The sequence below is a fragment of the Rickettsia africae ESF-5 genome, from assembly GCF_000023005.1.
In the GTDB taxonomy this organism is placed as follows: domain Bacteria; phylum Pseudomonadota; class Alphaproteobacteria; order Rickettsiales; family Rickettsiaceae; genus Rickettsia; species Rickettsia rickettsii.
Map to the genome: position 1 here is coordinate 30,264 of NC_012633.1, position 22,898 is coordinate 53,161.

Here is a 22,898-nt window from a genome sequence, read left to right on the forward strand (position 1 = left end):
CCCTTCATTTACTCGGATTATATTTTTATGGATTGGCTGTAGTCTACGACTACTCGCAATAACGAAAAAGCTGATCCATGCAACAAAGCAGACTTGATCACGAACATTTTAATTACTCTACTAACAGATAATTTATCCGGAATTTCTCAAGGGATGTATTAACTACATAGTCAACAAATTCTTTTAATAATTTTGGATCTGTTACTTCCTGTCCTTTATCGTCACGAGCAGTTAAAAGTTTTGAATTAATTTTTTCAAGAACACCTTTCTTAATATCATCAATATTATGCGTACCGTCTAACATTTCTAAAATATATTTTTCATGTATCGGTATACCTACCATATCGTTAAGTCTATTAGTGACGCTAAACACGCTAGTTACATTATTAAAATATGCTTGTTTTGCTTGGTATCTTGCAAATTCGCTAGTTTTAGGTTTTTCGGTGATAGTTGCTATAGCATGAGGTTTTGTCTCAAATATTTTGAGATAACCTTGAAAAATGAATATGATAAAATGCTGTTCTAATGCTGCTAAGAAATCTTGTAATTGATATTTACCAAGCTTTTTAAAAGCTTCTTTTGCTACTTGTTCTAAGCTTATCGGATTGCTAATATTTTCGGCATATACATATAAAATAGCTTTCATGATCGGTGAAGTGGTTGAAATAAAAGGCTCAGGTAAATTTTCGTAATAGAAGCTAACATTTTCCTGTTCGTTAGTTAAATCAACAGCTTTTTCTAGAATTACCGGTCTAATATTAAGGCTAGTAAAAAACTCTTTTAAATTATTAAATTCAATTTTTCTGTTTATAGGTATGTTTTGATGACATAATAATGTCGAGCGGAACTTTCTATTAGTGATAAAATCCATATATTGCTCAGTACGAACAATATCATTAACGGCTTGTAGCTTTTCTGCTGCCTGAGTAGGTAAATTACCGATAAACATTGCAGTAAGCGACGTATCACCTAAGTAATTTAGATGATTTTTTTGAGCTTTTTCTATGAATTGGTGAAAATATATACCTGTATTAATTTCGCCTAAATATTCATGTAATACATATGAGTCCGTATATGCAGATAATAATTTTGTTTCATCTCGTAAGAAATTAGAATAAGGCGTTGTGGAGCTTTCTAATGAGTCATTGATGAACTTTAAAAGTAATTTAGCTTGCTGTAATTTATCATGGCTAGTATTAAATAGCTCTGAATGGAACATAATCATTTCACGTATTGTTCTCTGCATATTCCAGCCCGGGAGCGTATTATAGCTTACAAAAGCTATGCCGTTCGGATTTAGCAGTTTATTACAGACTTTGAGTATTTTATCTTGTACTTCTTCAGGTACCCATGAATATACGCCGTGACAAACTATGTAATCAAACTTACCGTATGACTCATCAAGGTCCAATATAGATAATGCCTTTAGTTCGGCATTTTTTATTTTCAAGTCACTGATAATTTTTTTACCTAATTCTATTTGTGTTTTGGATAAATCAACACCTAGAGATTGTGATTTAGGATATGTTTCAGCAAAGTTAAGCAGATTAACACCGATTCCACAACCGAGTTCAAGTATTTTAGCAGTTTCAAGAGGTGGAGGGTTTAGCCCGAATAGCTTGCCGATAGTTCTTAAATAAGGTGGGGAGGTATAACTGAAAGTAAATGGAGAATAAGGTACTTCATCATAGGATATTTTATTAGCTTGTTTTGTCATAGTATTTACATAAATTAAAAATCAATTTTAAGCATTTTCAAAAGATTAAGCAATATATTTATATACAAAAAACTTTAAATTTAACTAATAATATGTAAGTGAAGTGTAATTTTATTTTATGAAAAATAATAATAGTTATTTTGGTTTTTTTAAGAGGTGCGATAAAAATCAAGAAGGATGAAATTTTTCTTGTGAATCTGATTGGGATAGTACTTTATTGTATGGATCAGAAAATACACTTGATGTCATTCCCGCTTTTAGCGGGCGTTGTTACATGGTGTGAGAAAAGTGTTCAGTGTCATTCCTGCGAAAGCAGGAATCCAGAAAAAAAGTATTAAATACAGCAAATTTTTGAAATTAAAAGCTTGATTTATCTCGCTTTATGCTGGATTCCTGCTTTCGCAGGAATGACATTATTAAACAAACTATAACTTAATCAATTGTGCTTTAGTTGCAAAATTTTCTATTCCCTCTAGATTGGTAGTGGTAACCCATAGTTGCATGTTTAAGCCGATCAAGAATTCGATTAAATATTGACGTCTTTTGTCGTCTAAATGCACAAAGACCTCATCTAAAAGTAAAATCGGTGCTATTTTAGTTAGCTTTATAGCATAATTCATTTCAGCAAGGATTATTGCAATTAATATAGCTTTTTGTTCACCGGTAGAACAGAATTTGGCTAAGATATTTTTCTTTTGATGCTTTACTAAAAAGTCACTTTTATGAACTCCAAAACTAGTGCGACCAAGTAGTTTATCTTTGCTTCTTGTTTGATAAAGTTCTGCAGTAATAAAACTAACAATATTTTTTTTGCCGTTTAATATTTTTTGTTCAACAATGCCGTCAATCGATAAATCGGCTTTTGGAAATTCATTTTCAAGGTCATCTATTGCTTGCTGCATAAATTCTAAGGTTTTTAAGCGATTATTAGCAATATGGTTAGAAATATCAGCCATCTTTTCTTCAATAATTTTAAGCCAATTATCATCTCTTATATCTTCTACTAGAATTTTATTTCTCTCATGCATGTAATATTCGTATTTACTAACTAGCTCTGCATGCTTTGGATCAAAATTATAAACTATTCTATCAAGAAATTTTCTTCTATCACTGCTACCGCTTGTAAAGATTCCTTCCATGTGTGGAGTCAGCCATACCATGCTAGTGAATTTACTTAACTCATTATTGGCTATTTTACTTTCGTTATACTCAGTTATCCTTCTATTAGAACTACGTTTAAATTGGGTGGTAAATTCTGCAAGTCCTAGCTTACTTTGCAATAGAGCTTTAACTAGACAATGATCTTCTGAAGTTTTGCATACATTGGCAAGTTTTGCTGATCTCAGCCCTCTTCCTGGATAAAATAGCGATATAGCTTCTAAAATATTAGTTTTACCGCTACCGTTTTCACCTATTAAAATTATTGGTGTATTATCTGTTTTTAGTTCAAGATTTTTAAAATTACGATAATTCTCAAGACTTAAGGAATGTAGGAAGATATTTTTCATTTTATGAAAGAATAATAGTTAAATTATTGATACGTTGCATTTATACCCTCTAGAAATTGCCATAGTAGTTTTGCTCCTTGATGTGCTAATGTTTGTTCTTTTGAGCTTAAATTATTAATCAAATTTGCACATTCTTGTGTATGCCATTGATCAACTTTACTATGAACAATGAAGGACTGTAAAGTTCTGTAATCTGAATTTCCATAAAATTTTTGTAATCCTTGAATTTTAGAGTCAGATACTTTAGGAGTCTGACGCTCATAAGCATAAAGTACTCCTAGAAAAAGATTCCTCTGTTAATTTAATAACCTTGAACAAGTTTTTGAGTTGAGTCTAATTTAGGTTCTGAAGTGCGTTGGTTTCTTAAACATCCAAGTCCTTTAGCAAAACGTTTCCATAGTTCCGGGTGATTTTCTTCACCTTGTTCTTCTTCTATAAGATTACCAAGTAATATTTGTCTAGCTTGTATATCACTACATTTGGAATGTATTGCACTTAATATAACGTGGGAAAGCTGTAACGTAATGATAATATTCTTTTGTGTAAATTTGTAAAGTAGAATGAGTAAGTTTTCCCATATGCCATAATTGAAAAATGGATGATTTAAGAGGTTATATTGCTCAAGATTTTTATATTAAGCTGTTCTAAAAATTTCATCTTACCTCCTCTTAGTAAATTTATAAATCTGATAATTGTTTGTTTTATCTATTATTACAGAATGCCATTCTGCTAAAAGATTAAGAGGCAAAAAAGTATCTCCATCATAATTTTTATTTATTTTTGTAAGTAAAAATTCATCAATAAGATTTTGTTCTAGGAAAAGAGTTGCTATTTCTGTCCCTCCAACCATAAAAATTTTTTTATCAGTAAAAGGTTTTATTACCTGCCAAAAATCATCTAAGGATTTAATAAAAAATATATTATTATAAGATTGTAATGGTGTATTTCTTGAAAAAACAATACAAATACAATTTTTTAAAATCTTTGTAGGTATAGAGTCAAAGGTTTTTCGTCCCATGACTATAATATTATTTTTTACCGTCTGATAAAAATATTCAAACTCCTTAGTATAAGACCAAGGCATCTGACCTTTATTACCTATCACCCCTTGTGGGTCACATGCCATTATACCGATGATTTTTCTATTTTTCATAAGATATAGTTAATCATATGGTCTGCTACAAAAAATTTTTGATGCTCTATAACATTATGCACTCGTAAATAATCAACTACGTTTTCCATTAAATATTTTGATATTGCTATTATTTCTAAGTCTCTTTCCGATGCTTTGGAATTATAAAAAGCGGAAATATAAGATTTTCGTGAGTGTCCTAACAATATCTCACATCCTAGATTTTTAAATTCTTTAATATATTGTAATATATAAATTTTGATAAACGGATTTTCCAAAACCAATTCCAGGATCAAGAATGATATTTTTTCTATCAAATCCACATTTTTCTAATTTTGTTATTTCTTGCTCTGTCCATATATTTAAGCTAGCAAGCGGAGATTTATCGAAATCAAGACATTTTTGTTTTTGCGGTGGAACGGTTAATGAATGCATAGTAATAATTTTACAATTATAATCGGCAATTAATCGTAATGTATAATCATCTAGATTATTTTTAACCAAGTTGATACAGGAAATAGGGTATTTTTTTAAAACACGTTTAATTACTTCAGGAGTAAAACTATCAATACTGACTATAACTTTTTTTTCCTTTATAACTTCCTTAAGCTCTTCAAGAACATTATTAAGTCTTGCATATTCTTCATCTTCATTAATAATTAAAGCAGAAGGACGTGTTGATTGTGATCCAAGCTCAATTTATTGTAGCCCCTTCATTTATCAAGCGTACAAAATTTCTAACGGCATCTTCTTTATGAAAACTCAATCCTCCATCAGAAAAAGAATCAGGAGTAATGTTTAAAATACCGACAAATTGAGGATTTAAAACAAGAGAGCGTATAACTCCTTGATGTTCAATTAAATGTGCTATTTCTGCAAAGGTTTTATTGTTGTAAAAATTATTGATCGGACATGAATAACGACATTCCAAGCTTAAACCTGCAATTAGATGAATAAGAAATGGTCTGTTGAATACTTCAGGATGCGGTATCTTTAAATCAGGTAAATCTATATGGCAATTATTCCAAAGTAGGATATCTAAGTCAATAACTCTTGGAGACCATTTATCGTAAGAGCTTGCTCGACCTAGTTGTTTTTCAATCTTTGTTAAGCTCAATTAGAAGTTTACTAGGCGTTAAAGTACTTTTGCCCTGCACCACCATATTTAAATATGATTTATCCCAAGCTTTATCTGCATTAGGTTGTAGAATAGCTTGCTTAAGCGATATAAAATTACAACTTTTTAGTGAATTTAGAGCTTTTTTAATATTTAAAAGTTTATTACCTAAATTACTGCCTATAGAAATATAAATCATAGTGTCTCCTTTCCTGAATAAGAAAAAGAAACTCCGCCATGCACTCCTGAAACCGGTGATTTTAATTTAGTAACGGTTACGTTTAGAAAAATCTTTTCTAATTTAGATTCGATAAAATTTTGATAAATAATATCACATATATTTGTGCGGCTAAATACTCGATAAGATTAAAGTGATTTTCTTGAGAAAGTTTTTGTACTAGCCGTACGATTTTTGCATAACAAACAGTATCGTTTATATTATCCGTTACAGTAGCAAGGGGAGGAGTTGAGAGAAAGAGTTTTATGTTAATTTTTATAGGTTGAGCGTGGTGTTTTTCTTGAGTACTGCAGCCAAGATGTACCCAAGTTATTAGTTCCGCAATATTAAGTTTACATAATTTAAGTTGAAAGCTTGATACCTATCATAATATTAATGTTAGTTTAGTATAAGCTCTTTATAAAAATTTATAAAAAGATACAATAGTTAAATTGATATACCGCCACTTTTTTTAAAGCCGACATGAGCTTTTTCAAGTTTTTTAATAAGTCTAGGTGAATATGATTTAATTTCTTTTTCCTTGCCGCCTTCATATTTTTTAGCGAGTTTCATGCCCCCTTTGATCATATTATAGGCGAAGTTCATTAGCCTCGTTTCGCCTGCTATTCTTTTTGGGTTCATAAACATATAAATTTGGTAAACGGCAAAGCTTTTTAATAAACGTTTTAAGTCTATTCTAGCTTGTTTGGTTAAACCTTGTAATTTGTCTTTTGGGTTTGTAAGGTTTTTATTAGCATCTCTAACTATTTTAGAATGCTGATGCATTAAATAATTACTGACTTCGGCAACATTCTTGTTAATGAGTTTCTCATCCATTTTAAGCATTTTAAGCTTTAAGTTTTTAGTTTTACCTAAATACTTACGGATTAATAAGATAATCCGACTTTGCAGTTGAGTTAAATCCATAGTTTGTTCATTTAAGATAGAAAGCATTCGTTCCATCTCATACTCAAATTCTTCATTTTGGCTTAATTCTTCAAAAATTTCCTCTACCTCTTTACTTTCAAGTACAAGATCGTCACTAATACCCATTAATGCATCTTTTATTTGATCAGCAATTTTTTTGGTATCTTCAGAAAATTGATTATTTGTCATAATCTAATTCATCGTTAAATATAGCTATTTTTATACTAGCACCACATTTCTGCTTGTCTATAAAAATTGTATTAAGAGATAGTAAATTTTTCTCATTGAGGCTAACTCTGAGGAATTATAACAAGCACCTAACATATTGCTAGAATCTTCATTATTATCATAATATGGTCTAAATGAAGAATTAAGGTGTAAATCATCGAACTTCAGTAAAGGTTCTTTAAAGTATGAATCATGTGACCGGCTTGTCGTAATATTCGTATAATTAGTTTCTAGTTTTTCTTCTTTAAATTTTTCTGTTAAATTTTTATATTTTTCAGTTTTTTGTATAAATTTAAGTTGACTACACGGTGAAGAAATTATTGATGTTAACTCTTTAGACAAATCATATAATTATTCCATAAGGTTTAGGTCTTCCTTGTTCTTCTATGAGAGCTTTCGTATTAAGACAAAATACTTTTAGTGAATCTTGCAGACTTTTTTCTGATATATCTAGATTATATTGGTTATAAAAATCACCTTGGCTTGAATATAATTCAATTATTTCTGATGCTAATTTAGCTTTTTTTGCTGTATTTTCTTTTTTAGTTCTGATTCTTTTAGATGTAATAATTCATTAAAAGCTTCTTTTGCATAAGATATATGAGTAGTATTTTTAAAATATTCTAAAGCTTTTACATAATTTCCGCTCTTAAATTCAATCTTCCCAAGTTTTATATTTGCCTCTTCAGAACCAAGGTTAGCAGCGTTTTCATACAATCCTATTGAGTCTTTAGATAGTTTTGTTGAGCCATTAGGTGTACAGATTTGTGCTTGTTGACAATAAATTTTTGCTAATTGATGTTTATATAAGTTTTCGTTTTTATAACAATCATTAATAGATTTGTGAGTTTCTTTTAGTAATTTTTCTAATAAATTATAAATAGGTAGCGCTTGATCAGGTAAACACAGGCTGATGTAAAAGCTTATCATATATTACTTTATCGAGATTTTGAGATATTTCTGTAATAGATTTAGAGGCGGTAATATACTTCCAAAGAGATTTAGCTTCTTGCTTGCTGACTGAGCCTATTAGTTTTTCTAAATTACTAATGCTATTATTTATAGTTATACCTAATATATTATTAAAATTCTTAAAGCTCTTTGTTAAAAATAATTTAATATTATCTAAATTTTCAACATCAGTGCTAGAATTGTTAATATGCTGTAAAAAGTTTTTATATATATTATTGATTGCTTTTAAGTCTAAAACATCGTTATTTTTGATATCTTCATAAAATTTTTCAATAGTCTCATTTAATTTGTTATAAAATGAATCTTTATCTTTGCATATTGTATGCTTAAATGATTCTAATAACTTTTCTTTTATATTATATGCCCCGAGGTAAATAAATCGTTAAACCATTTTGCAGAATTAAGTGTAACCAAATTTTCTTTTTCGGAAAATTTGATGTTAGATAAATATATTTAAGGTAATTTAGAAGATGTTCTAATTTATTTTCTGATTTCGGTGTTTCTAAAAGCTGATTTAATTTTTTAACGGTTTCTAAGAAATTTCCTATAGTTTTGGCATTGTCTTCTAACTGTTTATAATAATTTACTATATCTATTAATTGTTTCAATTTGTCTGTTTTAGGCAAAACATCTTCAAAACTTTAAATTATTTTCTATAAGTTTTTATGTTTTAAGCTCATTGATACTAATTGGTACTTCTTTATTAATTATATTTATAGAATTTAAAATATATGTTAAATTTTCGCCGTCGATTGTTATTTTATTATATTCATCTAGAATGATATAATTATCATCTCTAATATTTAATAGCTTTGTATAGTCTTTTGCTTGCTCGCTAGCTTGAAGTAAAAATAGAATCTTTTATTTTATTAATGATACTCTTTTGTTCATCGCTAAAATTACCGAGTTTTATAGTTTCATCAATAATTTTAGATATACGAGTATGATTATTGCTTGTTTGGGCTATCAGTCACTACTATAGATAAATTACCTTCATTTATATCAATATAATTTAGTAAATTGTTCAAATATACCGACATTGGCTTTGATAAGGGAAAAGTTAGAATTTTTTGTAGGAAAAATTTGTCAATAGTAGATTCAGAGGATGAATTAGCCGCATCCAAATAAGAACTGTTATATGTTAAATATTTTGCGTTTTTTATATAAAAACTATCTAAAATATTTGAACTTGTGGTTAGACTTTTTTTGAGCAGTCCCAATCTCCATACTCATTACTTTCTAATATTAATTCACCGTCTTTAAGAAAATTAGCTATGAGCTTTAAATCTTCTTTCTCTTGCCCTAATATAATTATGGCTTTATTACTCCTATCAATAATAGATTCATATTTCTCATTATCTTTATTAATTAAGTCGATAAAATTTTTATCCTTTACATATTGGATATAAAATGTTCCATTTCTGCTTCCTTTATTTCTTCTTTTTTCAACATCATTATATCCCTCATATTTTCTGCTTTATTGTGTTCAATATTATTTGTTATTTCAAACGAATTTTGATTTAGGAGTGTGTTTGTATCGGTTGAGTTGCATTGTTGTTGTCATTTAGTATTTGAAATAGTACTATCTACTATTTCCGTATGTTCTTGTTTTTTAAATTTATCATTTAAACGTTTTACATAAACGGTATAATTGTACATAATTAATCCGTTTCTTAGTTGTTTTTTATTTAATAATCTTAACTCAAAAAATTTCAATTTAATTAATAAATTAATTAATTTTTAACTAAAAATATCACAATTTAGATATTACGATATTTAATATACTGAAAGATGATTTTTATTGCATATATGATAAGAATAAGTTTTATTATTAATAATTACTTATGGTTATGAGAAATAATAAAAACCAAATGTATATTATAAAAATTTTTATAGCCCTAGCTATGATTACGGGCATAATATTTTTATGTTTATTGTATTCTTCATTAACTCCGTCTAAGCTTAAGATTGGTGCGAAAACTAGTAATATGGACGATTCGCCTAAAATTAAGTTTACTCTTATAGATCAAGAAGGAAAGAAATTTGATAGTACCCATTTGCAAGGTCATTTAAGTTTGATTTATTTTGGTACTACCTATTCCTTATATGACAATCAAACACTAAAAAGAGTAGAAGATATTATTAAGATTTTGAAGAAAGAGAATATTTTAGTACAAGTAGTTTTTATTACTCTAGATTCTGAGCATGATACAAGTGAAGTATTAAAAAAATATTTAGAAAAAATAGATGATAATTTTATAGGTTTAACAGGGAGAGTCTAAGATATTGAACAATTAGCAGATCAATTTAAGGTCTTCTATACATCCAAAATATTTGATGTAAAAACAAACAAATATGAATTACAACATTCTAATTTTGTGTATTTAATTAGCAGTCAGGGAAAATTTTTAAAGCATTATTACTTAGGCTTACCGAAAAATGGTTAACAGATAATCTCTAAGCATTTCCTATTTGTGATGAGAAATGTATTTCATCAATGCCTAAGTGTTTTAATGCATTATGCCATTTACTTTCAGGATTATCGGCAAAAATAAATTCTTTATTACAATCCATAACCAGCCATAGATTTGTCTCTAATTCTTCTTCAAGCTGCCCTGGTTTCCATGCTGTATAACCGACAATGAATAAGCTATGTTTAGGTCCTTTACCGAAAGCTATATCTTCTGAAATTTCTAAATTAGAGCTTACTGCTAAATCATTATGGAAATCCAATAACAAATTTTTATTATAATCGCTAGAATGAAGAAAAAACCCTTTTTCATGTTCTACGGGTCCGCCAAGATATATAGGAACCATAACCGGGGTTGTTATTTTGTCATTTTTTATTTTAAAAAACGATTTTAAATCTATATGATTTACTAAGCGGTTAAATATTAATCCTATTGCTCCTTCTTTCGTGTGTGATAACATATAAATTAAGGATTTATGGTAAATGCCTTTTGTAATTACATGCGGTGTAGCAACTAGTGTTTTACCGGATAAGTTATGAAAAATTTTATCGCCCATAAATTAAACTTTAATTATATAATATATAAGATTTAAATCCAATTATTCAATAGAAGTTAACAATAATGATCACATTTTTTGATATTACTATTTTTGCTATTATTACTCTTTTCTCATTTTTCGGCTTATATCAAGGCATAATCGGGTTTGCAACTAGAATACTCGGTTTTATTACTTCTATAATGTTAGGATATTTTTTATATCCATATATTTCTGACCTAATCGGGAAATATATGGATAATGAGGTTATAAGAATAATTATTGCCGGTGTTATATCTTATGTTATTGCTTTAATTTTATGTGTTTTTATAGTTTATAAATTTCTTGCTATAATTTCATTTATGAGAAACGGTTTTATTGACAGATTCTTAGGGCTATTAGCAGGATTTGCCGTAGGTACTACTATCTCGTTAGTACTATTTTTTATAACAATGATCTTTACTTCTGAAAACTATTTTAAAAGTAAATCTTTAAAAGATTTTGTAGTAAGTAGCAAACAGAGCAAATATGGAGGAGTACTGAAAGTTGCCGTTACCACTGATTATTTAGATGAATTAAGTAAAAATATTATAGTTATAATTCCAAACGAGACTTTAAAATCTATTGAAATGTTTGAAAATAAAGACCTAAATAATTTCAAAAACTCTCTTAAGAAATCGAATGATTCTAACGATGATGAGGATGTATTTTCTCGAGAATTACAAGATGAGCTTTCTAATATAGATGATGAATAGGATGTTATTTTGACGTCATTGCGAGGAAATTACGACATTATTGTGCGAATTGAAAAACGCACTCGGTGTCATCCCGTGGTTTGACCACGGGATGACAACGGAAAACTGATCCACACGGGTAATGCCTGCTCGTAATGATGATTACCTACCAAACAAACACCATAACCCCTACCTTTCATTAAACCAGCCTATTTCCCTTAAATTTCATAAATCACGCCATCGTAAATGTGTATAATGACCGATAAGTTAAGTGGTAAAATCATTAAAAGCAATAAGTTATAGGGGAAATTATAACTAATAAGAACAAAATTTTTTTAATAAACTTTTACTAGCAACCAGTAGTATTATTGGGCTGCTTGCAAGCATGGGAGGCTTTGCGGCGGATATTATTCCCGGCGGGAAATCCATCTTCTAATATAGGTACGATGAATGATTGAAGATATAATCACAACCGTTATCTTCCACAAGATAATGACAATATTATTATCGCAGAAAATAACCATATGGTTAATTTTGCCCAAAATATTAATATTAATGATATTAATCTTTATGGTTTTAATGGGGTATTTACTATTATTGAAGGCAATTCAACTACAAGAGTTAGTATTAACAATATAACTAACGTTGACAATCTCCAAACTCAAAGGGCAGTTCAAAATGCTTTAGGAGCACCTCTTGCATATGGCGCCAATAATAATAATGCAAAAGCAAAGCTAAAGCTTATAAGCGGTAATGGAACAGGTTCTGAGCTAACCATTACCGGTAATGATATTAGTGCCGTTGAATCTATTGAGCTTGTATTTAAAGAAAAAGTTGATATGAAACATCGCAACGGCAGTGTAATAGATACAGGGAATTTAGAGTTTATAAGTTTTGGGAAGGTAAGGGTTAATAAAGGTTTTACCGGTAATATTACTAATACTAAAACTATGAGAGGAGAGGTAACTTTTGTAAAGATTCCTGATATTTATGAAATCGGCTCACAAACCAAACAAGTTTTTAAAGTGATGTTTGAAGGTAATCATGAACACAAATTGCATAATGATATTCATTCTAGACAAACTAATTTTGATTCGGGAACTTATAATATTTGCACGCAGGACATTACAATTAACGGTAACGTTAATGGCTCGACATTCGATCTTAGACGTAACGTAATTCTTACTGGTGATGTAGTACTTGAAGGTAATATTACTATAAATGCTTTAGGAGAAAGCGATATAGTTTTTCAAAATCTCCCTACGGTATTCGGTACAAATATTGTGATTAATATTAATAGGGTTCACACGGCGAATGATGTAGCCGCCCTATCAATTTTGAGGATGAGTAATGGAGATGGATTTGTTCCTAATGGATATACTTATACTGCAGCAAACCGGTACAGGTGTGAATAATATGTATGTCGCTGGTAAGTCCGGTAACTTAACTACAGGGATTGCAGGCATAAAATTAACCGCTCCTAAGAGATTATCAAACGATACTCAAATAGTACCGGGACTACATGCTTCTGTAGAAAATAGCTTTAGCAATAAGCAACCTAAGGTGAAAGCTAGATTTATTTGGGCAGATAATTACTTTGAGAACACTACAAGTAGCAGCACACCGAAAGTCGGCTATAATGTAGGTGCAAGTTTACTTACCGCTCATAAGAATATTGAGCTATTTGCAACGTATAACTGTAATTTACACAGCAAATATACTAGCCACTAAAGGTTCATAAAGTTAAAGATATTGTTCTAAAAATATCATTCCTGTGCGGGATACCAAATCGTCATTGTGAGCAGCCGTAGGCTGCGTGGCAATCTCATGAAATAATAACAAACTCCTGAGATTGCTTCGTCAAATTACTTTGTAATTTTCCTTGCAATGACGAAAAAACAATATCCACGCAGCAATGCCTCATCGCCTTGTGAATTCCTTGCTCTTTTTGAAGTTAATCTTCGTCTACCATTCTGCATTTCACATCAGTATACTCATAATTCCCTAACCGGTTTTAGTACTAACTTTTTGTTACTAAAGATATTGATTTTAGAAAAGAAATTACTTTTTGGCTTTTTAAAATCACGTTGATAATTTTCACCGGTGATAGCATTATAGCTAGTAATTAAAGAAGGTATAACCTCGTTATAATATATTTTATAAAGGTCATGCATAGTTTCTTTGGTAGTTAAATATCCCCATTTTACGGTTTGTTGCGGTACTCTTGCTAAGGCTTCAATGCAGGCTATCGCTTCTTCAATTTCAGGGTTTTTATTTTTATACACGTCAGCTGCCGGTGATAAATTAGCTTGCATATCTTTAAACATAGCATCAATCATTAATGCCATATATTCATCGGTTTTAAATTTTCTTACAAATATTAGATTATTCCTACTGCTATAATTTAGAAGCTGAAATTTATATATAAAAATCATGAATTTTATAGCATAAACTTTTAAGCCGCTAACTTTATTTGCATTATAAAATTTAAGTTTCGTTTCATAATCTAATTGCTTTTTCATACCTGCTTTAAGTAGCTTACTCAGCAAATTATGACAATGTATTATGTCATTTTTTCTAGCAATTCGTACTTTATCGGTAGCTTTAGTACCGGAAAAATTAGCTGAATGGCGAGTTATTTGCCTGCCTTTATCATCTCTCTTTATATCGGCAAAATGCCCAAGCTCTTGGGCTGCGATAATCTGAAGTCTTGCTGCCGCAGCAAAGCCGTTACCGTAAGTCGGATGATCTTTATTGTTTTCAGCAAAAGGATTACCGCCGCATGAAACAAAAATAGCTACGTCCTTGCCGTTAGTGCTTTGCATACCGCTATTACCGCCTACTCGTTGCCAGCTAACCATATCCATCATATCGCCGATATTATGTGAGTAGGTAAGAAATACTTCCGTCTTATTAAGAAGAAGCCACCTTATTACGATCGGATGAGCCGACTGAACAAAAATACGTGCTAGCATTTCGGTTACTTCTTTCTTAACCGGCTGTAGCTTTTGTATTTGCTTTTTTAAATTATCGAAAATTGATTTTATTTTTTGATCTGAAGCGGAATTTTTGTATAAATTTTGAAAAAGCTTGGTAGTTTCAGGGATTAAATGCGGGCTTGTTAGCTCTTCTTGACTAACCATTAAGCTTATATTAAGAGCAGGTTCGGTAAACCTTGCAAAATTGCAGCAATCATCGGTATCTATCCGTAATTTACCGGACTTAATTAATTGCATAGCCAAATGCTCATACTCTATTTCCATGTCCTGCTTATAAATAGCAGGAACACGGTCAAGAATGTGATATATGCTAGTCATTTTAAAAATTTAGTGGTTATTTTCTACATTACTTGTTGGTAGTACATCATCATTTTCGTCTATATTTAAAGGTATGAGCTCTAAGTTAAATACAAGCTCAGGTTCATTAGGTACGTGCTTCGGTTTAGGTTCTTCTTCAAATATGAGGTTTACAACAACATCTACCTTAGGGAATACTGTATCAAAGCAATCTTTAAAAAATTTATTTGACGATTTTAACTTTATTGCATCTAATGCTTTTTGTCTACCATCTTTATTTTTAATACATATGTTAATTGCCTCTCTCCTAAAAAATAAATGAGGATAATCATCGAAAATTTTTGTAATTAGCTCCGGCTGTTGCTCGCTAAAATATTTGAGACATACCTTATTACCATATCTAAATATTTTATATGTTAAGAATAAGACAAAACAACCTTGTTCTTCTTCAGTAAATTTATCAGCAAAATATTTTTGATTAAGAAAATCTTCAACTCCTCTTCTGATACCGGTTGAAGAAATCGCTATTTTTTTAAAGTGGTTTTGAGCAATCAACCGAAAAGCAAGATATCTTTATACTTCGCAGCTGTCCGCTTTTTGCTTTCTCAGTTATTATTTCAGATTCAGGTACTTACTTTTCCATTTGCCATAAATCGTACTCTACATTGCCGGAAGTAGTTTGCTTTATATCATTCCATGATGTGCTTAATCCTTCTTTTGTAGTAGTTAAAATTTGATTTAACAACGATTTAGAACTCTTTAATATATCCTCTGCATGATGATACATATAACTAATCAAAGAAATAGAATCTTGAAACGCTAATTTTTCCATAGGATTACTATTCATTTCTTTGATATTATTTGGTATCATAACGAAAAAATTTATTGTGCATTGGCAATTTAGTCGTAAAGAAATTACTGAAATCTGTCTCATTATTTTTTTGATTTCTACACTCCTTAAATTAGCAAAAAGTAAAGCTAATCTCTGTAGATCTTGTCCTACAGGTACGGTTATATCAGATTGTTTATTAATCATTTTACAAAATTTAGTAAGTACATCTACTAGCTTTTTTGCTTCCTTAGAGTTAAACATATTATCACCGGCATCATGCAGAACTGCTATTAGAGCAGTGGCAATAGAATTTAAAAAACCGGACGCTGCTATGTCGCCAAGATAACAAACCCATTTTATAAGAGAAGAGGCACTCACACGTTAAATACCCTGCATCAGGAACTACTAGACCGCTACTTACAGCACTAGCAGCAATACATACATTGTTGTAAAGCCATATTAAAACATTTATAATATTCTTCTAATTTAGGGTTAATGACTTTCAATTCTTTAATTTGGTTGTTTATATCTGCAGTATACCCAACATTTGCAGATTGTAACATTTTTTTATGTCTGCAATTGCTTGCGCATGTCGAGCTATATCGTGGTCATGTTTAGCTATTATGCTTATTAATGCATTTAATGTTTGACTCACTTCTATTATATCATGCGAATCTTTATTATTAAACGAAGTTAATTGACTACTATCTCTCGATAACATCGGTGAATTATTAGTTTTATTAAGTTCTGGAGTTATTTGACTGAGAATTTCCTGAAATTCTTCCTCATTCTCTGGACAAGATATATATATATTTGTTAAGTACAGTACCAGCTTCGCTTAATTTGCCTGCTTTATAAAAAGCTTTTCCTAATAAAATATCAGTATCTTTAGGTTTAGATGTATATAGAGCTGTTTGTCGTAATGAAGCTACTGCCTTAAGGTAAAGGTCTGTTTGTTCAACATTATTATAATACTCTCCCCAACACAAGTAAGTGATGCCTTCATAATAATAGATATGTAGAAAACCTTTATATTGTTTAATTTAAGGTAAATATATTAAGTGCTTCTTTATATTCATTTTTACTTAAAAGTTCTCTTCCTTTAGAGATTAATTGGTTTACGATCTCTTTCATATTCTAATCTATTATTAGTTAATTGTTTAAATCATATTATGGCCGCCGTTGATAGAAATAGTCTCACCTGTGATAAATCCGGCATTTTCATCAACTAAAAATGCCACGGCTCTAGCTATTTCTTCCGGCTGTCCTAGTCTTTTTTTGGGGATACTATTAACGATTTTAACAAGCACGTCTTCGGGTACTGCTCCTATCATTTCGGTTGCAATATACCCTGGAGCTATACAGTTAATGGTGATATTTTTAGAAGCAGTTTCACGAGCAAGGGCCTTAGTAAAGCTGATAATTCCAGCTTTAGCAGCAGAGTAATTAGTCTGCCCAACCTGCCTTGCTTGAGCATTAATTGAACTGATATTTATTATACGACCGTAATCTTGGTTTCGTATCTGCTCCATTACGCTACTAGACATATTAAAGCGAGAATTGAGATTAATGTTAATCACATCATTCCAATCTTGATGACTCGTTCTATGTAGCATTTTATCTTTGGTAATACCGGCATTATTTACAAGAATACTTACCGGTTTTTTAAACTCCTCTTCAATTTCCTTTACTGCTTTTCTACATTCTTCAAAATCCGCAATATTCCAGCGTTTGGTTTTTATACCGTATTTTTCTTCTATTTCTTTAGCAGTGTCGTAATTGCTGAAAAAATTAGCAACTACCATAAGACTCTTATTTTTTAATTCTAAAGCGGTAACTTTACCTATTCTTCTAGTATCACCTGTTACAATTGTAAGTTCTGACATTATTTCTCCATACCTATATTTTGACTTTTATTAAATTTAACCGGTGGGGTTATACTTAGTTTAAGCTGTGATACCGATTTAGTTAACGGTTTAACAACTTTCCTATCACTGCGTATTGCGATAGATTCTCTAGGGTGATTTTTTTCATATTCTGCATCTATCTTTTATCCATCTTTTTTTTGTCTGCAATTTTATTAGTTTTAGCAGTTAATGCCATTATAGCAGCAAGTGTTTCTTTTCTACTTTTTGGAATGACTCTTTTATTTTCTTTTTTATAGTGCTGTAACAACCTATTGTTGCACCGCCTGCATAAATACTACCTGCTTGCGGAGTAATATGACAGTTTTTAAGTAATTGTTTATCGATGTCTGTTTCTTTTTATACCGGTATATTTTGATACTGCTTGAGATATTTTATTATGTTCATTAAGCCCTTCTCTATTTTTACCGCTGGCACACATTGTACATATTTCTTCCTGAGGTAAATTTATTAAACTAGTGGTTTTAGTTTCTTGTTTATTTTGTCTTATTTTCGCTGTTAAATTACTTAAGACATCTGATATATTTAGATTAATATTTTCTTTATTAAAAGATATAAAAGGAAGTTTTGTCTCGAAGGATACTCTAAAAGGAATATCTGCTTGTTCAATATTTTTTCTTAATGTTACAGCTTTTTTTAATATTTCTTTTTCCTGATCCGTTAAATTTGTATTGTTAATTGTTTCTGCTGCATTTCCTTTAGGTTTATTTATCCTAAAAAAATGTTCAAATTTGCTTCTCGGTTTAATATGTGCTTTTAATTCATCAATGCCTTTTTCAGTCGGTAAATTTTTTGCTATTTTGTTTAAAGTATCACTCACTCCTGCAAAGTTATTTGTTACTCCTATAAGCCTAAATAAATTAAGAGGAGTATTAGTATTTTTCCCACCGACATTTTCCATAGATTTTTTTGTCTGATCAGCAATTGTGGGATCATTGCCAGCTCCTATAGGACCTGAGTTTAATGTATTAGTATGAAGAATAACGCCGTCTTCAAGCCATTCTTGAGCTTGGCGTGCATTTAATTTGGTAATTTTTTGTCTAGAATCTATATCATTTGAAATCGAAGCTAATGTACCTGCATGTTTAGATGTAAGCAATGTTTCAAAATTTTTACCGTCTTTGTTGGTTATTGCCCCAATTTTCTCAAAGGCGTTTTTCATGCCAACAATTTGTCGTAACTGGGTTGGGATAACATGCCTACCGTTTTAAATTGTATCAGTATACTGATCAACAAGCTTCCTCTCGCATTCAGGCATTACATTATACCAGTTTTTACCGTCTCTATTTTGATATTCTTGCTTTTGTTTTTCTGTCAAGTCTTTAAAAGCTACTTCCGCTTCGACTACAATATGCTCTTTTCCCTCATCATTGATGACTTTTGACAAAGTGACTATATTACAATGCTCATCATTGAAATTTTGAAAATCTTTAGTAACATTTAATTTTTTATGAGCATTTTTAATATCATTTTTTCCTAGCAATTCAGCAACACTGTCAATTTCAGCTTGCCTATTTTTGATATGTTTTCTTGTGATTTTTCCATATTCAAAGCATTAAAACTATTAATAAATTTTACTGTTTTTTTATTTAATTTCAGCACAAGCTTAGGTTTATTTTTGCCCTTTGCTATGTTTATCGCTCCTCTGATAGCATTTAAATATTGCATTTCAAAAGCTTTAGTGCCTAAAACAATTTTTTCATTGGGATTGTTACGACCGTCACGTATTAATATTGGAGTTTCACCGTTTTTTCCTTCAATTTTCGCTCTATTTGTTTCTAAAGTAACGCCTACTCCGGGTGTGGTTAAAAATTCTTTTGTATGATTTAATAAAAACTCCTTATCGTTATCAAATTGTTTTTTTAATGATGAAAGCATTATAAAATTCTATATGTAGTTGTGTATCTCTTGTTATTTTAATTAAAAATTATTATATAAAAATAGTCTAGTTAAAAATATTTAACTTTATTAATTAAAATATATTATTTATATGAATATTGATAAATTTACTGCACATGCTAAATCAGTGATAGCTAGTAGCCAATCACTTGCTGCTAAAAATGATCATCAGCAAATATTACCTTTGCATTTATTATCTAGTCTTTTAAGTGAAGAAACAGGTATAATTCAAACCCTTATTAATAATACTGGTGGTAATATAAACTTATTAAAAGATCAAGTTCAGCTAGAACTAAATAAAATCCCAAAAGTTCAGGTTGAGGGAGGGGGACAAGTTTATTCTTCTGCTGAAGCTCTTAAAGTTTTAGAAAAAGCTAGTAGCATTGCTAAAGACAGTGGGGATAGCTTTGTAACCATAGAGCGTATATTTGAAGCATTAACGTATGATAATACTATAGCCGGTAAAATTTTAACGAATAATGGAATTAATAATAAAAAAATAGCAACAGCTATTTTACAGTTTCGTAAAGGCAAAAAAGCAGATACCGAATCGGCAGAAAATAGTTACGATGCTTTAAAGAAATACGGCAGAGACGTAACAGAGCTTGCCGAAAGCGGTAAGCTTGATCCGATAATCGGACGTGATGAAGAAATAAGAAGAACGGTGCAGGTACTATCACGACGTATGAAAAATAATCCTGTATTGATTGGAGAACCTGGAGTCGGTAAAACTGCTATAATAGAGGGGCTTGCACAACGAATATTTAGTAAGGACGTACCTGAATCGCTTATTAATTGCCGTATTATTGAGCTTGATATGGGAGCTTTAATAGCGGGAGCTAAATATCGAGGCGAATTTGAAGAACGTCTTAAAGCAGTGCTTAGCGAAATCAAAGAATCAAGCGGTGAAATTATTTTATTTATCGATGAATTGCATCTATTAGTCGGTACGGGAAAAACCGACGGTGCTATGGATGCCTCGAATTTACTAAAGCCGATGCTTGCTCGTGGTGAGCTGCATTGTATCGGTGCTACTACTCTAGATGAATATCGTAAATATATCGAGAAAGATGCGGCACTTGCTCGTCGTTTTCAGCCTGTTTACGTGAGTGAGCCGACGGTTGAGGATACTATATCAATACTTAGAGGAATTAAAGAAAAATATGAGCTGCATCATGCAGTGCGAATTTCCGATAGTGCAATAGTTGCAGCAGCGACGTTATCAAACCGTTATATTACCGATCGTTATTTACCTGATAAAGCTATTGATTTGATTGATGAAGCTTGTAGCCGTATGAAAATAGAGCTATCAAGTAAACCAGAAGAGCTTGATGAGCTGGACCGTCGTATTATTCAGATAAAAGTAGAGCTTGCAGCACTTAAAAAAGAAAATGACGAGCATTCTAAAAAGAAAATAGAGCATTTAACTACAGCATTAGAAAAATTAGAGTCTCAATCCTATGATATGGGAGCTAAATGGCAAGCTGAAAAGTCTAAACTACAGCAAACACAAAAGCTCAAAGAAGAACTAGACCGTAGCCGAAACGAGCTTGAACGTGCCGAACGTGATGCTAATCTCGCTAAAGCTAGTGAGCTAAAATACGGAATTATACCTGAGATTATGAAAAAGATTCAGGAAGCCGAGAGTATGGATAATAAAGGGCTGTTAAAAGAAATTGTATCGGAAAGCGATATAGCAAGTATTATCTCTCGTATTACTGGTATTCCAATTGATACGATGCTATCAAGTGAACGTGAGCGTCTGCTTGTGATGGAGCAGAAATTACGAGAATCGGTAATAGGGCAGGATAAGGCAATTAAAGGTGTTAGTGATGCGGTAAGAAGATCACGTGCAGGGATTCAAGATATTAACCGCCCGCTTGGTTCGTTCTTATTCTTAGGACCGACCGGAGTCGGTAAAACCGAGCTTACCAAAGCCTTAGCTGGTTTTCTTTTTGATGACCGTAATGCAATACTTCGTATAGATATGTCGGAATATATGGAGAAGCACGCTATTTCTCGCCTGATAGGAGCTCCTCCCGGCTATATCGGATATGATCAAGGCGGAGTGTTGACGGAGGCAGTAAGACGCCGTCCTTATCAGGTAATATTATTTGATGAGGTTGAAAAAGCCCATCCCGACATATTTAATATTATGCTGCAAATACTTGATGAGGGAAGATTAACAGATAGTCAAGGTATAACGGTTGATTTTAAGAATACTATAATAGTTTTAACGTCTAATTTAGGTGCTGAGATACTCGTTAATCAGAAAGAGGACGAAGATACATATAAAGTAAAGGATGAGGTTATGGAATATGTAAAAGCAGTATTTAAACCTGAGTTTTTAAACAGACTAGACGAGATTATATTATTCCATCGCCTAAATCGTAATAATATTCATGATATAGTTAAGATACAGCTTGAAAGTTTAAAGAAAATTTTACTAGCACAAAATATTATTCTTGAATTTGATGAATCTGCATTAAATTATTTAGCCGAAAAAGGTTATGATCCAAGCTTTGGAGCAAGACCCTTAAAACGTCTTATCCAGCGGGAAATACAAAATAATTTAGCCAAAATGATTTTAGCAGGCGAAATAAGTAGCGGTAAAACGGTTAAAATAAATTCAAAGGATAAAGAATTGAAGGTAACAATGAGTTGATTAATTTTTTCCGAATAACGAATTATCGCATAATCCACTATTCTTGTTAAAGGCACTGTTTAATAATTATTGATTTTGTCATTGCGAGCTATTAAAAGATTTGTTGCATAGCTCAAAAAACGCGTTTGATGTCATTCCTGCAGGAGCAGGAATGACACAAAACGAAAATTCTATAAATTAGTATTAATAATATTCAATTTCAGCTAATGTTATACTTTCAGTACCTGATAATTTATAATAATCACTATTAGTAGAGTTAGGAATTTGTAAGTCAAATAATAGTGCGTTTTCTTCTTTATACGGATCAACTAAGTAAAAATTTGTAATATCTGTAACTATTGGTGATAAATAGGTTGTTGCTTCAATAAGCTTATCAATAGCATGCCGTCCGTCTTTTAATATTTTATCGACTAGTTTTTTATCTTTATAAAAAGTATTTACGGCCCCTATTAAGGCTGTTGATATATCATATATAATAACACCGTTTTTAATTATATTGGTTATATTAGCGTCTAATGTTGCTGTTTTAGACAAAATTAAAGAAATAATAGTAGGATATTTATTAAATACATTAGGTAGTTCTAAAAAAGTATTTACGGCTGAATAGGCAGAATTGGTTGCTTCTGAAAAACAATAAAATGCTTTGTATATGTTTGCATCATTGCTATTGCTCATAAACTTACCTCTTTTTTATATATGTCATTGCCATGTTTCATGGTAATT

At 30.8% G+C, this 22,898-nt stretch carries 25 protein-coding genes and 3 pseudogenes; 5 read left to right on the top strand and 23 right to left on the bottom strand.

Annotation, left to right across the window (positions count from 1 at the left end; genetic code table 11):
• Positions 1–112: 112 nt before the first annotated feature.
• From RAF_RS00175 to RAF_RS00225, 12 genes and pseudogenes are all read right to left on the bottom strand, one after another.
• On the bottom strand, positions 113–1,717 hold the full coding sequence (locus RAF_RS00175) for a methyltransferase regulatory domain-containing protein (RefSeq protein WP_004996937.1): 1,605 nt from the start codon (positions 1,715–1,717) through the stop codon (positions 113–115).
• 425 nt (positions 1,718–2,142) lie between these two features.
• A complete protein-coding gene (recF, locus tag RAF_RS00180; RefSeq protein ID WP_012719319.1) occupies positions 2,143–3,225 on the bottom strand; it encodes a DNA replication/repair protein RecF in 1,083 nt (360 codons plus the stop codon).
• Positions 3,226–3,248: 23 nt separating this feature from the next.
• A pseudogene (locus RAF_RS07155) lies at positions 3,249–3,543 on the bottom strand (iron-containing redox enzyme family protein).
• Complete coding sequence (locus RAF_RS10480; protein WP_081463643.1) at positions 3,527–3,805, bottom strand: iron-containing redox enzyme family protein; 279 nt, start codon at positions 3,803–3,805, stop codon at positions 3,527–3,529. The pseudogene RAF_RS07155 and the gene RAF_RS10480 overlap by 17 nt, the downstream one beginning before the upstream one ends.
• Positions 3,806–3,883: 78 nt before the next feature.
• Complete coding sequence (locus tag RAF_RS00185) at positions 3,884–4,378, bottom strand: dihydrofolate reductase (RefSeq protein WP_004996932.1); 495 nt, start codon at positions 4,376–4,378, stop codon at positions 3,884–3,886.
• Positions 4,375–5,056 (bottom strand): annotated as a pseudogene (gene folP, locus RAF_RS10230) (dihydropteroate synthase). Before folP ends, RAF_RS00185 begins: the two are co-directional and overlap by 4 nt.
• Positions 5,052–5,474 (bottom strand): 2-amino-4-hydroxy-6-hydroxymethyldihydropteridine diphosphokinase, encoded by a 423-nt coding sequence (locus tag RAF_RS10235; RefSeq protein ID WP_041471787.1) that lies wholly within the window; start codon positions 5,472–5,474, stop codon positions 5,052–5,054. The pseudogene folP and the gene RAF_RS10235 overlap by 5 nt, the downstream one beginning before the upstream one ends.
• The gene (locus RAF_RS00205; RefSeq protein ID WP_014410280.1) at positions 5,455–5,673 is read right to left on the bottom strand and encodes a 2-amino-4-hydroxy-6-hydroxymethyldihydropteridine diphosphokinase; all 219 of its coding nucleotides are present in this window, start codon (positions 5,671–5,673) and stop codon (positions 5,455–5,457) included. The genes RAF_RS10235 and RAF_RS00205 overlap by 20 nt, the downstream gene beginning before the upstream one ends.
• Positions 5,674–5,770: 97 nt before the next feature.
• Positions 5,771–6,037, bottom strand: a complete 267-nt coding sequence (locus RAF_RS07170) for a dihydroneopterin aldolase (RefSeq protein ID WP_327203454.1) — start codon at positions 6,035–6,037, stop codon at positions 5,771–5,773.
• Between the two features lie 101 nt (positions 6,038–6,138).
• Positions 6,139–6,807: a DUF5394 family protein gene (locus tag RAF_RS00210; protein WP_012719320.1), complete on the bottom strand. Its 669-nt coding sequence runs from the start codon at positions 6,805–6,807 to the stop codon at positions 6,139–6,141.
• 549 nt (positions 6,808–7,356) lie between these two features.
• A complete protein-coding gene (locus RAF_RS00220) occupies positions 7,357–7,776 on the bottom strand; it encodes a hypothetical protein (protein ID WP_041471788.1) in 420 nt (139 codons plus the stop codon).
• A 398-nt stretch (positions 7,777–8,174) separates the two neighbouring features.
• Entirely contained in the window at positions 8,175–8,444 is a 270-nt protein-coding gene (locus RAF_RS00225; protein ID WP_041471789.1) for a hypothetical protein, read from the bottom strand.
• Between the two features lie 1,224 nt (positions 8,445–9,668).
• Here RAF_RS00225 and RAF_RS00230 point away from each other — a divergent pair.
• Positions 9,669–10,265 (top strand): annotated as a pseudogene (locus RAF_RS00230) (SCO family protein).
• A gap of 10 nt (positions 10,266–10,275) precedes the next feature.
• Here RAF_RS00230 and RAF_RS00235 read toward each other — a convergent pair.
• On the bottom strand, positions 10,276–10,845 hold the full coding sequence (locus tag RAF_RS00235) for a YqgE/AlgH family protein (protein WP_012719323.1): 570 nt from the start codon (positions 10,843–10,845) through the stop codon (positions 10,276–10,278).
• Positions 10,846–10,910: 65 nt separating this feature from the next.
• Between RAF_RS00235 and RAF_RS00240 the strand changes: the two genes are divergently transcribed.
• The 3 genes from RAF_RS00240 (at position 10,911) to RAF_RS00250 (ending at position 13,289) form a co-directional block, all read left to right on the top strand.
• Positions 10,911–11,579: a CvpA family protein gene (locus RAF_RS00240; protein ID WP_012719324.1), complete on the top strand. Its 669-nt coding sequence runs from the start codon at positions 10,911–10,913 to the stop codon at positions 11,577–11,579.
• A gap of 503 nt (positions 11,580–12,082) precedes the next feature.
• A complete protein-coding gene (locus tag RAF_RS00245) occupies positions 12,083–12,973 on the top strand; it encodes a hypothetical protein (RefSeq protein ID WP_041471790.1) in 891 nt (296 codons plus the stop codon).
• Entirely contained in the window at positions 12,930–13,289 is a 360-nt protein-coding gene (locus RAF_RS00250) for an autotransporter domain-containing protein (protein WP_014410290.1), read from the top strand. The genes RAF_RS00245 and RAF_RS00250 overlap by 44 nt, the downstream gene beginning before the upstream one ends.
• Before the next feature lie 263 nt (positions 13,290–13,552).
• Here the strand turns inward: RAF_RS00250 and RAF_RS00255 are convergent, their stop codons facing one another.
• The 9 genes from RAF_RS00255 to RAF_RS00300 form a co-directional block, all read right to left on the bottom strand.
• Positions 13,553–14,875: a DUF2748 family protein gene (locus RAF_RS00255; RefSeq protein WP_010976735.1), complete on the bottom strand. Its 1,323-nt coding sequence runs from the start codon at positions 14,873–14,875 to the stop codon at positions 13,553–13,555.
• 9 nt (positions 14,876–14,884) lie between these two features.
• Positions 14,885–15,409: a hypothetical protein gene (locus RAF_RS00260; protein WP_012719325.1), complete on the bottom strand. Its 525-nt coding sequence runs from the start codon at positions 15,407–15,409 to the stop codon at positions 14,885–14,887.
• A 76-nt stretch (positions 15,410–15,485) separates the two neighbouring features.
• Positions 15,486–16,064: a hypothetical protein gene (locus RAF_RS09590; RefSeq protein WP_012719326.1), complete on the bottom strand. Its 579-nt coding sequence runs from the start codon at positions 16,062–16,064 to the stop codon at positions 15,486–15,488.
• A 145-nt stretch (positions 16,065–16,209) separates the two neighbouring features.
• A complete protein-coding gene (locus tag RAF_RS00270; protein WP_004996895.1) occupies positions 16,210–16,407 on the bottom strand; it encodes a hypothetical protein in 198 nt (65 codons plus the stop codon).
• Positions 16,408–16,846: 439 nt separating this feature from the next.
• A complete protein-coding gene (locus tag RAF_RS00285) occupies positions 16,847–17,572 on the bottom strand; it encodes an SDR family oxidoreductase (RefSeq protein ID WP_012719327.1) in 726 nt (241 codons plus the stop codon).
• Between the two features lie 157 nt (positions 17,573–17,729).
• Positions 17,730–17,861 carry a hypothetical protein gene (locus RAF_RS10240; protein WP_268738930.1) on the bottom strand — a complete coding sequence of 44 codons (132 nt, stop codon included), beginning with the start codon at positions 17,859–17,861 and terminating at the stop codon, positions 17,730–17,732.
• A 69-nt stretch (positions 17,862–17,930) separates the two neighbouring features.
• Positions 17,931–18,773 carry a hypothetical protein gene (locus RAF_RS09150; protein WP_234943910.1) on the bottom strand — a complete coding sequence of 281 codons (843 nt, stop codon included), beginning with the start codon at positions 18,771–18,773 and terminating at the stop codon, positions 17,931–17,933.
• Positions 18,774–18,818: 45 nt separating this feature from the next.
• On the bottom strand, positions 18,819–19,094 hold the full coding sequence (locus tag RAF_RS00295; protein ID WP_041471792.1) for a hypothetical protein: 276 nt from the start codon (positions 19,092–19,094) through the stop codon (positions 18,819–18,821).
• Entirely contained in the window at positions 19,088–19,489 is a 402-nt protein-coding gene (locus RAF_RS00300) for a hypothetical protein (RefSeq protein ID WP_041471793.1), read from the bottom strand. Before RAF_RS00300 ends, RAF_RS00295 begins: the two co-directional genes overlap by 7 nt.
• A gap of 112 nt (positions 19,490–19,601) precedes the next feature.
• Here RAF_RS00300 and clpB point away from each other — a divergent pair, with 112 nt between their 5' ends.
• Entirely contained in the window at positions 19,602–22,175 is a 2,574-nt protein-coding gene (clpB, locus tag RAF_RS00305) for an ATP-dependent chaperone ClpB (protein ID WP_012719328.1), read from the top strand.
• Positions 22,176–22,358: 183 nt separating this feature from the next.
• Here clpB and RAF_RS00310 read toward each other — a convergent pair whose 3' ends face one another.
• Entirely contained in the window at positions 22,359–22,850 is a 492-nt protein-coding gene (locus RAF_RS00310) for a DUF5424 family protein (protein WP_012719329.1), read from the bottom strand.
• Between the last annotated feature and the right edge of the window lie 48 nt (positions 22,851–22,898).

What these genes read in the sequence shown, in the direction of transcription:
- RAF_RS00220 (WP_041471788.1), bottom strand. Translation starts at nt 7,776, where the DNA reads ATGATAAGCTTTTACATCAGCCTGTGTTTACCTGATCAAGCGCTACCT.
- RAF_RS00240 (WP_012719324.1), top strand. Translation starts at nt 10,911, where the DNA reads ATGATCACATTTTTTGATATTACTATTTTTGCTATTATTACTCTTTTC.
- RAF_RS00255 (WP_010976735.1), bottom strand. Translation starts at nt 14,875, where the DNA reads ATGACTAGCATATATCACATTCTTGACCGTGTTCCTGCTATTTATAAG.
- recF (WP_012719319.1), bottom strand. Translation starts at nt 3,225, where the DNA reads ATGAAAAATATCTTCCTACATTCCTTAAGTCTTGAGAATTATCGTAAT.
- RAF_RS00210 (WP_012719320.1), bottom strand. Translation starts at nt 6,807, where the DNA reads ATGACAAATAATCAATTTTCTGAAGATACCAAAAAAATTGCTGATCAA.
- RAF_RS00175 (WP_004996937.1), bottom strand. Translation starts at nt 1,717, where the DNA reads ATGACAAAACAAGCTAATAAAATATCCTATGATGAAGTACCTTATTCT.
- RAF_RS00185 (WP_004996932.1), bottom strand. Translation starts at nt 4,378, where the DNA reads ATGAAAAATAGAAAAATCATCGGTATAATGGCATGTGACCCACAAGGG.
- RAF_RS00285 (WP_012719327.1), bottom strand. Translation starts at nt 17,572, where the DNA reads ATGTCAGAACTTACAATTGTAACAGGTGATACTAGAAGAATAGGTAAA.
- RAF_RS00300 (WP_041471793.1), bottom strand. Translation starts at nt 19,489, where the DNA reads ATGCTTTCATCATTAAAAAAACAATTTGATAACGATAAGGAGTTTTTA.
- clpB (WP_012719328.1), top strand. Translation starts at nt 19,602, where the DNA reads ATGAATATTGATAAATTTACTGCACATGCTAAATCAGTGATAGCTAGT.
- RAF_RS00205 (WP_014410280.1), bottom strand. Translation starts at nt 5,673, where the DNA reads ATGATTTATATTTCTATAGGCAGTAATTTAGGTAATAAACTTTTAAAT.
- RAF_RS09150 (WP_234943910.1), bottom strand. Translation starts at nt 18,773, where the DNA reads ATGAAAAACGCCTTTGAGAAAATTGGGGCAATAACCAACAAAGACGGT.
- RAF_RS00270 (WP_004996895.1), bottom strand. Translation starts at nt 16,407, where the DNA reads ATGTTATCGAGAGATAGTAGTCAATTAACTTCGTTTAATAATAAAGAT.
- RAF_RS00250 (WP_014410290.1), top strand. Translation starts at nt 12,930, where the DNA reads ATGGATATACTTATACTGCAGCAAACCGGTACAGGTGTGAATAATATG.
- RAF_RS00235 (WP_012719323.1), bottom strand. Translation starts at nt 10,845, where the DNA reads ATGGGCGATAAAATTTTTCATAACTTATCCGGTAAAACACTAGTTGCT.
- RAF_RS00310 (WP_012719329.1), bottom strand. Translation starts at nt 22,850, where the DNA reads ATGAGCAATAGCAATGATGCAAACATATACAAAGCATTTTATTGTTTT.
- RAF_RS00245 (WP_041471790.1), top strand. Translation starts at nt 12,083, where the DNA reads ATGGTTAATTTTGCCCAAAATATTAATATTAATGATATTAATCTTTAT.